Source organism: Agromyces bauzanensis, assembly GCF_014645655.1.
Lineage (GTDB): Bacteria > Actinomycetota > Actinomycetes > Actinomycetales > Microbacteriaceae > Agromyces > Agromyces bauzanensis.
In genome coordinates, this window is sequence record NZ_BMMD01000007.1 from 133,026 (window position 1) to 146,696 (window position 13,671).

The 13,671-nt window shown below is 70.3% G+C and carries 11 protein-coding genes and 2 pseudogenes; 12 read left to right on the forward strand and 1 reads right to left on the reverse strand.

Annotation, left to right across the window (positions count from 1 at the left end; all coding sequences use genetic code 11):
- The first annotated feature begins 14 nt into the window (after positions 1–14).
- The 3 genes and pseudogenes from IEX31_RS08145 to IEX31_RS08155 all read left to right on the forward strand — a co-directional run.
- A complete protein-coding gene (locus IEX31_RS08145; protein WP_188742926.1) occupies positions 15–4,574 on the forward strand; it encodes an ATP-dependent helicase in 4,560 nt (1,519 codons plus the stop codon).
- Positions 4,561–5,336 (forward strand): annotated as a pseudogene (locus tag IEX31_RS08150) (DNA-formamidopyrimidine glycosylase family protein). The gene IEX31_RS08145 and the pseudogene IEX31_RS08150 overlap by 14 nt, the downstream one beginning before the upstream one ends.
- A gap of 49 nt (positions 5,337–5,385) precedes the next feature.
- A pseudogene (locus tag IEX31_RS08155) lies at positions 5,386–6,117 on the forward strand (glycosyltransferase family 2 protein); the annotation flags it as partial.
- Between the two features lie 218 nt (positions 6,118–6,335).
- Here the strand turns inward: IEX31_RS08155 and IEX31_RS08160 are convergent.
- Positions 6,336–6,686, reverse strand: coding sequence for a DUF1844 domain-containing protein (locus IEX31_RS08160; RefSeq protein ID WP_229662195.1), 351 nt, complete (start codon positions 6,684–6,686; stop codon positions 6,336–6,338).
- Positions 6,687–6,961: 275 nt separating this feature from the next.
- On the opposite strand from IEX31_RS08160, the gene infC reads away from it, so the two are divergent.
- From infC to pheS, 9 genes are all read left to right on the forward strand, one after another.
- Positions 6,962–7,579, forward strand: a complete 618-nt coding sequence (gene infC / locus IEX31_RS08165) for a translation initiation factor IF-3 (RefSeq protein WP_188742963.1) — start codon at positions 6,962–6,964, stop codon at positions 7,577–7,579.
- A 54-nt stretch (positions 7,580–7,633) separates the two neighbouring features.
- Complete coding sequence (gene rpmI / locus IEX31_RS08170; RefSeq protein ID WP_188742929.1) at positions 7,634–7,828, forward strand: 50S ribosomal protein L35; 195 nt, start codon at positions 7,634–7,636, stop codon at positions 7,826–7,828.
- A 49-nt stretch (positions 7,829–7,877) separates the two neighbouring features.
- Positions 7,878–8,264: a 50S ribosomal protein L20 gene (gene rplT / locus IEX31_RS08175; RefSeq protein WP_142140328.1), complete on the forward strand. Its 387-nt coding sequence runs from the start codon at positions 7,878–7,880 to the stop codon at positions 8,262–8,264.
- 86 nt (positions 8,265–8,350) lie between these two features.
- A complete protein-coding gene (locus IEX31_RS08180; protein ID WP_188742930.1) occupies positions 8,351–9,163 on the forward strand; it encodes a TrmH family RNA methyltransferase in 813 nt (270 codons plus the stop codon).
- Positions 9,164–9,220: 57 nt separating this feature from the next.
- On the forward strand, positions 9,221–10,009 hold the full coding sequence (locus tag IEX31_RS08185; protein ID WP_188742931.1) for an amino acid ABC transporter ATP-binding protein: 789 nt from the start codon (positions 9,221–9,223) through the stop codon (positions 10,007–10,009).
- 53 nt (positions 10,010–10,062) lie between these two features.
- Positions 10,063–10,926 (forward strand): glutamate ABC transporter substrate-binding protein, encoded by an 864-nt coding sequence (locus IEX31_RS08190; RefSeq protein WP_188742932.1) that lies wholly within the window; start codon positions 10,063–10,065, stop codon positions 10,924–10,926.
- Between the two features lie 69 nt (positions 10,927–10,995).
- Positions 10,996–11,643: an amino acid ABC transporter permease gene (locus IEX31_RS08195; protein WP_188742933.1), complete on the forward strand. Its 648-nt coding sequence runs from the start codon at positions 10,996–10,998 to the stop codon at positions 11,641–11,643.
- Positions 11,640–12,584 carry an amino acid ABC transporter permease gene (locus IEX31_RS08200; protein WP_188742934.1) on the forward strand — a complete coding sequence of 315 codons (945 nt, stop codon included), beginning with the start codon at positions 11,640–11,642 and terminating at the stop codon, positions 12,582–12,584. The genes IEX31_RS08195 and IEX31_RS08200 overlap by 4 nt, the downstream gene beginning before the upstream one ends.
- 45 nt (positions 12,585–12,629) lie before the next feature.
- On the forward strand, positions 12,630–13,670 hold the full coding sequence (pheS, locus tag IEX31_RS08205; RefSeq protein WP_188742935.1) for a phenylalanine--tRNA ligase subunit alpha: 1,041 nt from the start codon (positions 12,630–12,632) through the stop codon (positions 13,668–13,670).
- The last annotated feature ends 1 nt before the right edge of the window (position 13,671 follow it).

Sequence of the window (13,671 nt, forward strand, 5' to 3'; positions counted from 1 at the left end):
GCTTGAATGGAGGCATGGCGGAGGCGTTGGACGCGTTCTCGCCCGCGACCCGGGCGTGGTTCACCGAGTCGTTCGCCGAGCCCACGGTCGTGCAACGCGATGCGTGGGAGGCCATCTCGCGTGGCGAGCATGCGCTCGTGGTGGCGCCGACCGGGTCCGGCAAGACGCTCGCCGCGTTCCTCTGGGCGATCGACCGGTTGCACGCATCGGGGGCGGATGCCGCGACGTCGGGCACGAAGGTCGTGTACCTGTCGCCCCTCAAGGCGCTCGGCGTCGACGTCGAACGCAACCTGCGCGCACCGCTCGTGGGCATCGCCCGCACGGCGGCGGCCCGTGGGTTCGAGGTGCCCGAGGTGAGCGTCGGCGTGCGATCGGGCGACACGCTGCCCGCCGAGCGCCGGTCGCTCGTGGCACATCCGCCCGAGATCCTCATCACGACGCCCGAGTCGCTGTTCCTCATGCTCACCTCGGCCGCCCGCGAGACGCTGCGGGGGGTCGACACGGTGATCGTCGACGAGATCCACGCGCTCGCCGGCACGAAGCGCGGCGCGCACCTCGCACTGTCGCTCGAACGCCTCGACGCGATCACGGCGGCGCCCTTGCAGCGCATCGGGCTGTCGGCCACCGTGCGGCCGCACGAGGAGGTCGCACGCTTCCTCGCCGGCACCCGTCCGGTGAGCATCGTGGCGCCCCCGAGCGGCAAGCGGTTCGACATCAGCGTCACGGTTCCCGTCGAGGACCTCTCCGACCTCGCCACCGAGTCGGGCTCGGGGTCGGTGTGGCCGCACGTCGAGGCGGCGATCCTCGATGAGGTGCTCGCACACCGCTCCACCATCGTGTTCGCGAACTCGCGCCGGCTCGCCGAGCGCCTCACGGCGCGGCTCAACGAGCTGTGGGCCGAACGCACCGCGGAGGCGGTCGAGTCGCCGCCCGCACCCGTGCTCGCGCCCATTCCGGTGGCGGCCGGCGACCCGTTCCTGCCCGCAGCGCGGCCGCCAGCCGAGCTCCCGGGCGCGTCGGGCGTCACCGCCGGCGCGGAGCCGGTGCTCGCCCGCTCCCACCACGGGTCGGTCAGCAAGGAGGAGCGCGCGCTCGTCGAGGCCGACCTGAAGGCCGGACGGCTGCGCTGCGTCGTCGCCACCTCGAGCCTCGAGCTCGGCATCGACATGGGGGCCGTCGACCTCGTCATGCAGGTCGAGTCGCCCCCGTCGGTCGCGAGCGGCCTGCAGCGCATCGGGCGTGCCGGGCACCAGGTGGGTGAGATCTCGAAGGGCGTGGTGTTCCCGAAGCACCGCGCCGACCTGCTGCACTCCGCGGTGGTCGCCGAGCGCATGGTGGCGGGCGCCATCGAGGCGATGCGCGTGCCGACGAACCCGCTCGACGTGCTCGCCCAACAGACCATCGCCGCCGCCGCGATCGACGAGTGGGATGTCGAGCACTGGTTCGAGCTCGTCCGCCGCTCGGCGCCGTACGCCACGCTCCCGCGCTCGGCGTTCGACGCGACCCTCGACATGCTCGCGGGCCGCTACCCCTCCGACCGCTTCGGCGAACTTCGCCCGCGCCTCGTGTGGGACCGCGACGCCGGCACCATCACCGGTCGCCGCGGCGCGCAGCGCCTCGCGGTCACGAGTGGCGGCACCATCCCCGACCGCGGGCTCTTCGGCGTCTTCATGATCGGCGAGGCCGGGCCGGGCCGCCGCGTCGGCGAGCTCGACGAGGAGATGGTCTACGAGTCGCGCGTGGGCGACGTCTTCGCGCTCGGCGCCACGAGCTGGCGCATCCAGGAGATCACGCACGACCGGGTGCTCGTGGTGCCTGCCATCGGCGAGCCCGGACGCCTGCCGTTCTGGAAGGGCGACGGCATCGGGCGTCCGGCGGAGCTCGGCGAGGCGATCGGCGGATTCATCGCCGAGATCGCGGGCTCGTCGCCCGACACGGGCCTCGCCCGCGCCCGCACCGCCGGTCTCGATGCGCGCGCGGCATCCAATCTCGTCGCGTTCGTCGACGACCAGCGCGCTGCGACCCGGATCGTGCCCGACGCGACGAACCTCGTGGTCGAGCGATTCCGCGACGAGCTCGGCGATTGGCGCATCGTGCTGCACTCGCCGTACGGCATGCGCGTACATGCGCCGTGGGCGCTCGCCGCGGGCGCGCGGGTGCAGGAGCGATTCGGCGTCGACGCGAACGCGGTGGCCAGCGACGACGGCATCGTGCTGCGCATGCCCGACACCGCCGACGAGCCGCCCGGCGCCGAGCTGTTCACGTTCGAGGCGGCCGAGCTCGCCGAGCTCGTGACGCAGCGCGTCGGCGACTCGGCCCTGTTCGCGTCGCGGTTCCGCGAGTGCGCGGCACGGGCACTGCTGCTGCCGCGGCTCAACCCGGGCCGTCGCTCTCCGCTCTGGCAGCAGCGGCAGCGCGCTTCGCAGCTCCTCGAGGTGGCGCGCGACTACCCCGACTTCCCGATCATCCTCGAGGCGGTGCGGGAGTGCCTGCAGGACGTGTACGACCTGCCGGCCCTGACCGCGCTCACCGAGCGCATCGCGTCCCGCCGGGTGCGCTTCGTCGAGGTGACCACCGAGACGGCGAGCCCGTTCGCCTCCAGCCTGCTGTTCGGGTACGTCGGCGCGTTCATGTACGAGGGCGACGCGCCGCTCGCCGAACGCCGTGCGGCGGCACTCTCGCTCGACCCGGGCCTGCTCGCCGAGCTCCTCGGCACCGTCGAGCTGCGCGAGCTCCTCGACCCCGAGGTGGTCGAGGAGACCGAACGGATGCTGCAGCGGCTCGTGCCCGATCGCGCCGCCCGCGGCGACGAGGGCGTCGCCGACCTCCTCCGCGAGCTCGGACCCCTCACTGCGGTCGAAGTCGCCGAGCGCACCGAAGAGGCGACGGATGCGGCGGCCGCCCTCGCGGCGCTGGTCGCCGCCCGCCGCGTGGCCGAGGTGCGGTTCGCGGGCGACGCGCGGTTCGCGGTCGTGGAAGACCTCAGCCGGCTCCGCGACGCGCTGGGTGTGCCGATCCCGCCGGGCCTGCCCGAGGTGTTCGGGGAGCCCGTGCGCGATCCGCTCGGCGACCTCGTGAGTCGCTTCGCGCGCACGCACGGCCCGTTCACGGCGGCCGCCGTCGCCGATCGCTTCGGCATCGGGCAGGTGGTCGCGGCGTCGGCGCTCGCACGACTCGCGGCCGAGCGCCGGGTCGTCGAAGGGGAGTTCCTCCCGCGCGGTGCCGGCGCCGAGTGGTGCGACAGCGATGTGCTCCGGCGCATCCGCCGTCGCTCGCTCGCCGCGCTCCGGAACGAGATCGAACCGGTGCCGCCGCGCGAGTTCGCCAGGTTCCTGCCCGAGTGGCAGCATGTCGGCGGCCGGCTCCGCGGCGTCGACGGCGTCGCGGCGGTCATCGAGCAGCTCGAGGGCGCGCGCATCCCGGCGTCGGCGTGGGAGTCGTTCGTGCTGCCCGCGCGCGTCGGCGGCTACCGGCCCGACATGCTCGACGAGCTCACGTCCTCGGGCGAGGTGCTCTGGGCGGGCGCCGGGTCGCTCGCCGGCGATGACGGCTGGGTGAGCCTGCACCTGGCCGACACCGCCGATATCACGCTGCCGACCCCGGCGGCCGCGCCACTCGATCCGCTCGAGACCGAGCTCCTCGCCACGCTCGGCGACGGTGGCGGCTACTTCTTCCGCCAGCTCGTCGAGGCGATCGGCGCCAGCGACGTCGAGACGGTCATCGACGCGCTCTGGCGCCTCGTTTGGGCGGGCCTCGTGACGAACGACACGTTCGCGCCCGTGCGCGGCCTCGTCGCCGGCCGCGGCGCGCACAAGACCGCACCGGCGACGCCGCGGGCGCGGCTCCGCGGTCGTTCGCTGACCCGTCGCGCGCTCGCCGCCGACGTCCAGTCGACGCGTGCCGCGGCCGCGCGAGCCGACCCGCCGCGCATCGCAGGCCGCTGGGCGATCCTACCGCTCGCGAGCTCGCAGGCCACGCTCCGAGCACACGCGCTCGGCGAGACGCTCCTCGAGCGCTACGGCGTTGTGACCCGGGGTTCGGTGATGGCCGAGGGCGTGCTCGGCGGCTTCGCCCTCGCCTACCGGTCGCTCTCGACGTTCGAGGAGTCCGGCCGAGTGCGCCGCGGGTACTTCATCGACGGGCAGGGCGGGGCGCAGTTCGCGTCGACGGCGGCGGTCGACCGGCTGCGCAGCGCCCCCCGCGACGCGGCCGTCGCGCTCGCGGCGACCGACCCGGCGAACCCGTTCGGCGCGGCGCTCGACTGGCCCGAGGCGGCCGACGGCGGGCACCGGCCTGCCCGCAAGGCGGGTGCGTTCGTCACCATCGTCGACGGCGGGGCGGTCTTCTACCTCGAGCGGGGCGGGCGGACGACGCTCGTGTTCACCGACGACGAGGAGGCACTCGCCGCCGCGGCATCCGCGCTCGCCGAAGCGCTCGCGCGTGCGGGCTCGCCCAAGCTGCGCATCGAGACGGTGAACGGCGGCGGGGTGTACGGCTCGGTGCTCGATGCGCCGTTGCGTGCGGCGGGATTCCGGGAGACGCCGAGGGGACTGCGCTTCGATGCCCGAAGGTGACACCGTGCACCAGACGGCGCGGCGGCTCGACCATGCCCTCAGCGGCCAGATCGTCATGAGGAGCGACTTCCGGGTGCCCGCGTTCGCGACCGTCGACCTGGCCGGCGAGACGGTGCACTCGGTGGCGGCCCGCGGCAAGCACCTCCTCGTGCGCATCGGCGACCGGGTGGTGCACTCGCACCTGAAGATGGAGGGCGAGTGGCGCGTGTTCCGACCGGGGGAGCGGTGGCGGCGCCCCGCCCACCAGTCCAGGGTCGTCCTGGAGACGTCCGACGCGGTCGCCGTCGGCTTCGACCTCGGCGTGCTCGAGGTGTTTCCGGCGGCCGAGGAGCACGACCGCATGGCCTGTCTCGGTCCCGACCTCCTCGGTCCCGATTGGGACGCCGACGAGGCGGTGCGGCGCATCGCGGCGTCGCCCGACGTGCCGATCGCGGTGGCCCTGGGCGATCAGCGGAATCTCGCGGGGCTCGGCAACGTGTACGTCAACGAGCTGTGCTTCCTGCGCGGGCTGCTGCCCACCCGCCCGGTGTTCGACGTCGAACTGCCCTGCTCGTCGACCTCGCGGGCCGGGTCATCCGTGCCAATCGCGACCGCATCTCCCGCACGACGACGGGCGTCGACCGTCGCGGCGAGCGCCTCTGGGTCTACTCCCGCGGCGGCGAGCCGTGCCGGCGGTGCGGCACGCGCATCGAGCACGGACGTCTCGGCCGCAACGAACTCGAGTTGCGCGAGACCTTCTGGTGCCCGAACTGCCAGCGGTGACCGTCGAGGCCGTATCCTTGCCCCGATGTCCCTCAAGATCTCCGTCGTCGTGCCCTCCTACAACGACGCCGTCATGCTCGAGCAGTGCCTCGACGCGCTCGGCAAGCAGACCAGGCCCGCCGACGAGATCGTCGTGGTCGACAACCGCTCGACCGACGCCACCGTCGACGTCGCGCGCGCGGCCGGCGCGCGGGTCGTGAGCGAGTCGCTTCGCGGAATTCCGGGGGCCACCGCCGCCGGCTTCGACGCCGCGTTGGGCGACGTGCTCGGTCGTCTCGACGCCGACACGATCCCGCCGGCCGATTGGGTCGAACGCGTCGAGCGCGCCTTCACCGACGACCCCCATCTCGATGCCCTCTCGGGTCCCGGCAGGTTCTACGGCGGCACGGCGTTCATCCGCTGGTACGCCGAGCACGTGCACATGCCGATGTACTACCACTTCGTGGCATGGGTGCTCGGACACGACGTGCTCTACGGCTCGAACCTCGCGATCCGGGCGTCCGCCTGGCGCGTGCTTCGTGAGCACGTGCATCGCGAGCGCGCCGACGTGGCCGACGACCTCGACCTCACCATCAACCTCCAGCCGGGCATGCGCGTGCGCTTCGATCCCACGCTCGACGTGCCGGTCTCTGCCCGGCCGTTCAAGAGCTGGGCGAGGAACAACGCGGCCGTGCGGATGGCGCGCGACACCGCCCTCATCAACCGCCGTGAGATGCCGTTCCTCGAGCGCCGGCGGGCCTGGGTCGCGAGCCGCCGCGTGGACGGGAACGCTCCGCGGTGACGGACGCACGACGCGAGTAGGGTGTTGCCGCGCCGGCTCGAACTCGTTCATGTTTCAGGAACGTGCGGCGCCGTGCGCACTGGATCCGAACGAATCGCCACGCTGACTGAGCCCGGCCGTTGTCTCTCTCCTGAATTCTGCAACGTGGCTTACGGGAAGGGGCTTGCGCAGACCGACCCCGCCAGTTGCTGCGCTCCTGGATTCTGCCGGGTGGTACACTAGCTGACCGGGCCGGTCCACTTCTCGCCGGGACCCTGGCCGATGGGGTCGGCGATCGCGGATGCCTCGCGGAACGCGAGCTGCAGCGAGCGCAGGCCGTCGCGGAGCGAGCGTGCGTGCATGTCGCTGATCTCGGGTGCACCCGCGGTGATGAGCCCGGCGAGGGCATTGATGAGCTTGCGAGCCTCGTCGAGGTCGAGCTGCTCGTCGGGGTCGTCGGCGAGCCCGACCTTGACGGCGGCGGCGCTCATGAGATGCACGGCGGCCGTCGTGATGATCTCGACGGCCGGGACCTCGGCGATGTCGCGGGTCGCGCCCTCGACGGTGGACCCGTCTGAACTGTTGCTCACAGACATCCTCTGTTAGACTACTGCGGGCCCGGGGCCAGTCCCCGGTACGAAAGTGGAGTTCCTCCCACCCGCGCATACCGCTTCATCAAGGTTACCGGGTCGATCGCCCTCCGCTTTCCCGCCGCTGAGCAGCCAGCACAGTACGGGAAAGTAGACAGGGGGCCGTAGTGCTCGCACGGTGTGAGTCCGTGCCAGCCTGCGTGGATCTTCCGCTCTCGTCGACGGGCGGCATCCGCCTCCCGTTCGAGCAACAGCTTGAGTAGAGGAGAACACGCATCAGCGATCCCCGTACCAATGACCGTATCCGCGTTCCCGAGGTCCGCCTCGTTGGTCCCGGCGGAGAGCAGGTCGGCGTCGTGAAGATCGAGGTGGCCCTGCGGCTCGCGCAGGAGGCCGATCTCGACCTCGTCGAGGTCGCACCCAACTCGAAGCCGCCGGTCGCCAAGATCATGGACTACGGCAAGTACAAGTACGAGGCTGCGCAGAAGGCGAAAGAGGCCCGGCGCAACCAGGCGAACACGATCCTCAAGGAGGTTCGGTTCCGTCTCAAGATCGACAAGCACGACTACGAGACCAAGATGAAGCGCGCCGTCGGCTTCCTGAAGTCAGGCGACAAGGTGAAGGCGATGATCCTCTTCCGCGGCCGCGAGCAGTCACGCCCCGAGATGGGCGTCCGCCTCCTGCAGCGCTTCGCGGAGGACGTGGCGGAGTTCGGCACGGTCGAGCACAACCCCACGATCGACGGTCGCAACATGGTCATGGTCATCGCGCCCCTCAAGAACAAGTCCGAGGCCAAGGCCGAGGCGAATGCACAGCGTGCTGCGGCGAAGGCCCGGCCGGCGGCGGACGCCGCGGGCGGCCCGGCGCAGGCGGCCGAAACCACCGAGGCGTAGGCCAGGCACCCCCGTCCGCCACCCCGTGGCGGCAGAACCAAGGAGAAACACGAGATGCCGAAGCAGAAGACCCACTCCGGGTCCAAGAAGCGCTTCAAGATCACCGGCAGCGGCAAGATCAGGAAGCAGCAGGCAGGTATGCGCCACAACCTCGAGGGCAAGTCCTCGGTGCGTACGCGTCGCCTGAACCGGGACAAGGTGCTGTCGGCGCCCGACACCAAGGTCGTCAAGAAGCTTCTCGGCCGCTGAGCCGGCAGCATACACAGCCAATTCGGGCCCGTAAGGAAGAAACAGAGTCATGGCAAGAGTGAAGAGGGCGGTCAACGCCCACAAGAAGCGCCGGGTCATCCTCGAGCGCGCCGAGGGCTATCGCGGCCAGCGTTCGCGTCTCTACCGGAAGGCGAAGGAGCAGGTCACCCACTCCCTCGTCTACTCCTACAACGACCGCCGCAAGAAGAAGGGCGACTTCCGTCGCCTCTGGATCCAGCGGATCAACGCGGCATCCCGTCAGAACGGCCTCACGTACAACCGCTTCATCCAGGGCCTCGCCCTCGCGGGCATCGAGGTCGACCGCCGCATCCTCGCCGAGCTCGCCGTGAACGAGCCCGCGACCTTCGCGGCCCTCGTCGAGAGCGCCAAGCAGGCGCTCCCCGCCGACACGTCGGCTCCGAAGAGCGCGGCGTAACCACCCCGCTCCGAACGGCCCTGCACCCGCTGTCTGAACCAGCACGGGTGCCGGGCCGTTCGCCGTCCCGCCCATAGACTGGCCGCATGCTCGAGAACCCGAGATCCCCGCGAGTCCGGGCGGTCGCGAAGCTCGCGAAGAAGCCGGCGCGCGCCGAGAGCGGGCTGTTCCTCCTCGAAGGTCCCCAGGCCGTCGCCGAGGCGCTCACGTTCCGTCCACAGCTCGTGGTGGAGCTCTACGCCACTCCCGCTGCGCTCGACCGGTACACCGACATCGCGCAGACCGCGGTCGACGCGGGCGTCGACGTCGAGTCCGTGACCGAGGAGGTCCTCGACGCCATGGCCGACACTGTCACGCCGCAGGGCTTCGTGGCGGTGTGCCACCAGTTCCCGACCGCTGTGAAGGACATCTTCGCCGCATCCCCGAAGCTCGTCGCGATCCTCGAGGAGGTGCGGGACCCGGGCAATGCCGGCACCATCGTGCGGGCAGCGGATGCCGCGGGCGCCGACGCGGTCGTCTTCACGGGTCGCACGGTCGACCTCTACAACCCGAAGGTCGTGCGCTCGTCGACCGGGTCGATCTTCCACCTGCCCGTCGCGATGGGCGCCGGGCTCGACGACGTGCTCGAGCGCGCCCGCGTCGCGGGCCTCACGGTGATCGCCGCCGACGTCAAGGGCGAGGACCTGCTGACCGTGCGGAACGACGGCGTGCTCGACCGTCCGACGGCGTGGCTGTTCGGCAACGAGGCGCGAGGGCTCAGCGATGAGCAGCTCGTGCTGGCCGACCATGTCGTCACGGTGCCGATCTACGGCCATGCCGAATCGATGAACCTCGCGACCGCGGCATCCGTCTGCCTGTACGAGAGCGCGTTCGCGCAGCGCAGCGCGGGTCACGAATAGGTAACCCACCGCGCCGCGCCTTGGCGCGCGGCCTCGATGCACCCTAGTTTTGGGGATATGGAGCCAACGCAGCAGGCGCCCGCGACGTCGAACATCTCGGTGCGGCGCGGCGAACCCCTCGTCGTGATCGACCACGTCGACAAGCACTACGGCGATCTGCATGTGCTGAACGACATCAACACCGTCGTCAACCGCGGCGAGGTCGTCGTCGTGATCGGGCCCAGCGGCTCGGGCAAGTCCACGCTGTGCCGGGCGATCAACCGCCTTGAGACGATCGACTCGGGCACCATCACCATCGACGGCGAGCGGCTGCCCGAGGAGGGCGCTGCCCTCGCGAAGCTCCGTGCCGATGTCGGCATGGTCTTCCAGTCGTTCAACCTGTTCGCCCACAAGACCGTGCTCGAGAACATCACGCTCGCGCCGATCCGGGTGAAGCGGATCTCGCGCAAGGAGGCCGACGCGAAGGCGATGGAACTGCTCGAGCGCGTGGGCGTCGCGAACCAGGCCAAGAAGATGCCGGCCCAGCTCTCGGGCGGCCAGCAGCAGCGCGTCGCCATCGCGCGCTCGCTCGCGATGAACCCGAAGCTCATCCTCATGGACGAGCCCACGAGCGCGCTCGACCCCGAGATGATCAACGAGGTGCTCGACGTGATGATCGGCCTCGCCGAGCAGGGCATGACGATGATCGTCGTGACGCACGAGATGGGCTTCGCCCGCAAGGCCGCCAATCGTGTGCTGTTCATGGACGGCGGCCGCATCGTCGAGGAGGCGACGCCCGCCGACTTCTTCGACCACCCCCAGTCCGATCGCGCGAAGGACTTCCTCTCGAAGATCCTCGAGCACTAGGCCTGCGCTGCTACGAGCGGCGAGGAAACACCAAGATGAGAAGAGGCAGAGACATGACACGCATGAGAATCGCACTCGCGGCGGCGGCGGCGGCGTCGGCCCTCGTCCTCGCCGGCTGCGCCGGCGGCGGCGATGGCGCGGAAGAGCCCACCGAGGAAGCCGCCCCCACGTTCGAGGCGGGCACGACCATGGCCGAGCTCGCCGACGCGGGCTCGATCACGGTCGGCACCAAGTTCGACCAGCCCCTGTTCGGTCTCATCGGCCCGTCGGGCGTGCCCGAGGGCTTCGACGTCGAGATCGCGAAGATCATCGCCGGCGAGCTGGGCATCTCGGAAGAGGACATCGAGTGGGTCGAGACCGTGTCGGCCAACCGCGAGCCGTTCATCGAGAACGGCCAGGTCGATATCGTCGTCGCGACGTACACGATCAACGACACGCGCAAGGAGGTCGTGTCCTTCGCGGGTCCGTACTACATGGCGGGCCAGTCCATCCTCGTGCTCGCCGACAACGACGACATCGAGAGCGAAGACGACCTCGTCGGCCAGCCCGTGTGCTCGGTGACCGGCTCGACGCCGGCCGCCAAGCTCGCCGAGATCGGCGCGGAGCCGGTCCTCACCGACACGTACTCCAACTGCCTCGAGCCGCTGCGCAGCGGTCAGGTGGTCGCCGTGTCGACGGACAACGTGATCCTCGCGGGCCTCGCCGCCCAGAACGAGGGCGAGTTCAAGGTCGTCGGCGAGCCCTTCACCGAGGAGCCGTACGGCATCGGGCTTGCGCTCGAGGACGACGAGTTCCGCAACTGGATCAACGACGTGCTCGAGGCCGCCTACGAGGACGGTCGCTACGAGGAGGCGTGGAACTCCACGGCCGGTGAGGTCCTGCCGTTCATCGAACCGCCGGCGGTCGACCGCTACTGAGATCGAGTGCGGCCCGGGCGGAGCGCCCGGGCCGCGCCCGACCACCCCAACCGACCGGAACGGAGGCGTGTGGACGCCGTCATCGAGAACCTGCCGACGTACTGGCGCGGCTTCAGCATGACGCTGCTTCTGCTCGGCGTGAGCGGCATCTCCGCACTCGTGCTCGGCACGATCATCGCCTCGATGCGCATCTCGCCCGTGGCGTCGCTGCGCGCGTTCGCCACGTTCTACACCGAGCTCGTGCGGAACACGCCGCTGACGCTCGTGCTGTTCTTCTGCGCGATCGTGCTGCCCTACCTCGGTTCCCGGCTCGACTACGTCACCGCGGCGATGATCGGCCTCTCCGTGTACACCTCGCCGTTCGTCGCCGAGGCCCTCCGATCGGGCATCAACGGTGTTCCCGTGGGCCAGGCGGAAGCCGCTCGAAGCGTGGGGTTCGGCTTCGGCCAGACCGTCGGACTGATCGTGATGCCGCAGGCGTTCCGAATGACCATCCCACCGCTCATCAACGTCTTCATCGCCCTCACGAAGAACACCTCGGTCGCGGGCGGCTTCTTCGTCTTCGAGCTCTTCGCCGCGGCGCGCGAACTCGCGAACGCGAACGGCGACGCGGTCATCGCGATCCTCCTGGGCGCCGCGACGCTCTACCTCGTGATCACGGTGCCACTCGGCATCCTCGCGGGCCAACTCGAACGCACGTGGATGGTGCACCAATGAGCGGCGCAAGTGTTCTCTTCGATGCGCCCGGTCCGAAGGCGCGTCGACGCTCACTCATCTCCTCGATCGTCTCCGGCGTCCTGATCCTCGCCGGACTCGGCTGGATCGCGCTCACGCTCGCCGCACCCCGTGAAAGCGGTGGCATCACGCTTCCCGGCTACTTCGACCCGAGCAGGTGGGATGTCTTCGCCGACCCCGAGGTCTGGGAGCGCATCATCTTCGTCGGTGTCGTCGGAACGCTCTCGGCAGCGCTCACGGCATCCGTGTTCGCGGTCGTCCTCGGCGTGATCCTGTCGCTCCTCCGGAGTTCCGATGTCGCCTGGATCCGGGTGCCGACGGCAGTCGTGCTCGAGTTCGTCCGCGGCATGCCGGTGCTGCTCATGATGCTGTTCATCCTGCTCGTCCTGAACACGGGTGCGTTCTGGGCGGTCGTCGCCGCGCTCACGCTCTACAACGGCGCGCTCATCGGGGAGGCGCTTCGCGCCGGTCTCGCGTCCCTTCCCCGTGGCCAGCGCGAGGCGGGACTCAGTCTCGGCATGCGGCCGTTGCAGTCGAAGATGCTCGTGGAGTTCCCGCAGGCGTTCCGGCAGATGCTCCCGATCATCGTCGCCCAGCTCGTCGTGCTGTTGAAGGACACCTCGCTCGGCTACATCGTGGGCTACACCGAGCTGCTGCGGGTGAACATGAACCAGCTTGCGACGTTCTATGGCAATCGCTACCTGTTCTCGTTCTTCGTCGTCACCCTGGTGCTCTATCTCATCATGAACCTCTCGCTGTCGTGGTTCGCGCGGTGGCTGTCAAGGCGCACGGCGTCGAGGTCGAGCGGTATGCGTCTCCCGCCCGACGACGCGACGCAGGCGATCCTCGTGGCGCAGGCGACCGCGGCGGCGCAGCAGTCTGACGCGACCGGCGGGGACCCACGACCGTCACCGAGGTCGTGAGGCGGGCACGAAGCCACCCGTCGCGCACCGGTAGACTCGTCTCTCGTGTCCGAGCCCCTCGAAATCACCGAGCACGCCGTCGCAGCGGCCGTCGACGCCGCCCTCGCGGCGATCGCGTCGGCCGCCGACTCCGCGGCACTGAAGACCGTCCGCACCGAGCACACGGGCGAGAAGTCGACCCTCGCGCAGCTCAACGCACAACTCCGCAACGTACCGAGCGACCAGAAGGCCGCACTCGGCAAGCTCGTCGGCGGCGCCCGCGGCCGGGTCAACCAGGCCTTCGCCGCGCGTGAGGCCGAGATCGGTGAGGCCGAGGCGGCCGCACAGCTCGAGGCGGAGACGGTGGATGTCACGGCGTTGCCGTCGCGGTACCGGGCCGGCTCGCGGCATCCGCTCACCCTCCTGCAAGACCGGGTGTGCGACGTGTTCACCGGCATGGGCTGGGAGATCGCCGAGGGCCCAGAGGTCGAGAGCGAGTGGTTCAACTTCGACGCGCTCAACTTCGACGCCGACCACCCGGCACGCGCGATGCAGGACACCTTCTTCGTCGACCCACCCGAGTCGCACCTCGTGCTGCGCACGCACACGAGCCCGGTGCAGATCCGCTCGATGCTCGAGCGCGACCTGCCGCTCTACGTGCTCGCGCCGGGCCGCGTGTACCGCACCGACGAGTTCGATGCGACGCACCTGCCCGTGTTCATGCAGTTCGAGGGCGTCGCCGTCGACAAGGGCCTCACCATGGCCCACCTCAAGGGCACCCTCGACCACTTCGTGAAGTCGATCTTCGGCGACGAGGCGAAGATCCGTCTGCGCCCGAGCTTCTTCCCGTTCACCGAGCCGAGCGCCGAGCTCGACTTCTGGCACCCGACCTTCAAGGGCGGCGCGCGCTGGATCGAGTGGGGCGGCTGCGGCATGATTCACCCGAACGTGCTGAAGGCCGCGGGCATCGACCCCGAGGTGTACACGGGCTTCGCGTTCGGCATGGGGATCGAGCGCGGGCTCATGCTCCGCAACGACGTGCAGGACATGCGCGAGATGGTCGAGGGAGACATCCGCTTCTCCCAGCAGTTCGGAATGGTGGTCTGAC

Excerpts from the sequence above, each read along its gene's own strand:
- IEX31_RS08145 (WP_188742926.1), top strand. The coding sequence starts at position 15 with ATGGCGGAGGCGTTGGACGCGTTCTCGCCCGCGACCCGGGCGTGGTTC.
- rpmI (WP_188742929.1), top strand. The coding sequence starts at position 7,634 with ATGCCGAAGCAGAAGACCCACTCCGGGTCCAAGAAGCGCTTCAAGATC.
- rplT (WP_142140328.1), top strand. The coding sequence starts at position 7,878 with ATGGCAAGAGTGAAGAGGGCGGTCAACGCCCACAAGAAGCGCCGGGTC.
- IEX31_RS08180 (WP_188742930.1), top strand. The coding sequence starts at position 8,351 with ATGCTCGAGAACCCGAGATCCCCGCGAGTCCGGGCGGTCGCGAAGCTC.
- IEX31_RS08185 (WP_188742931.1), top strand. The coding sequence starts at position 9,221 with ATGGAGCCAACGCAGCAGGCGCCCGCGACGTCGAACATCTCGGTGCGG.
- IEX31_RS08190 (WP_188742932.1), top strand. The coding sequence starts at position 10,063 with ATGACACGCATGAGAATCGCACTCGCGGCGGCGGCGGCGGCGTCGGCC.
- IEX31_RS08200 (WP_188742934.1), top strand. The coding sequence starts at position 11,640 with ATGAGCGGCGCAAGTGTTCTCTTCGATGCGCCCGGTCCGAAGGCGCGT.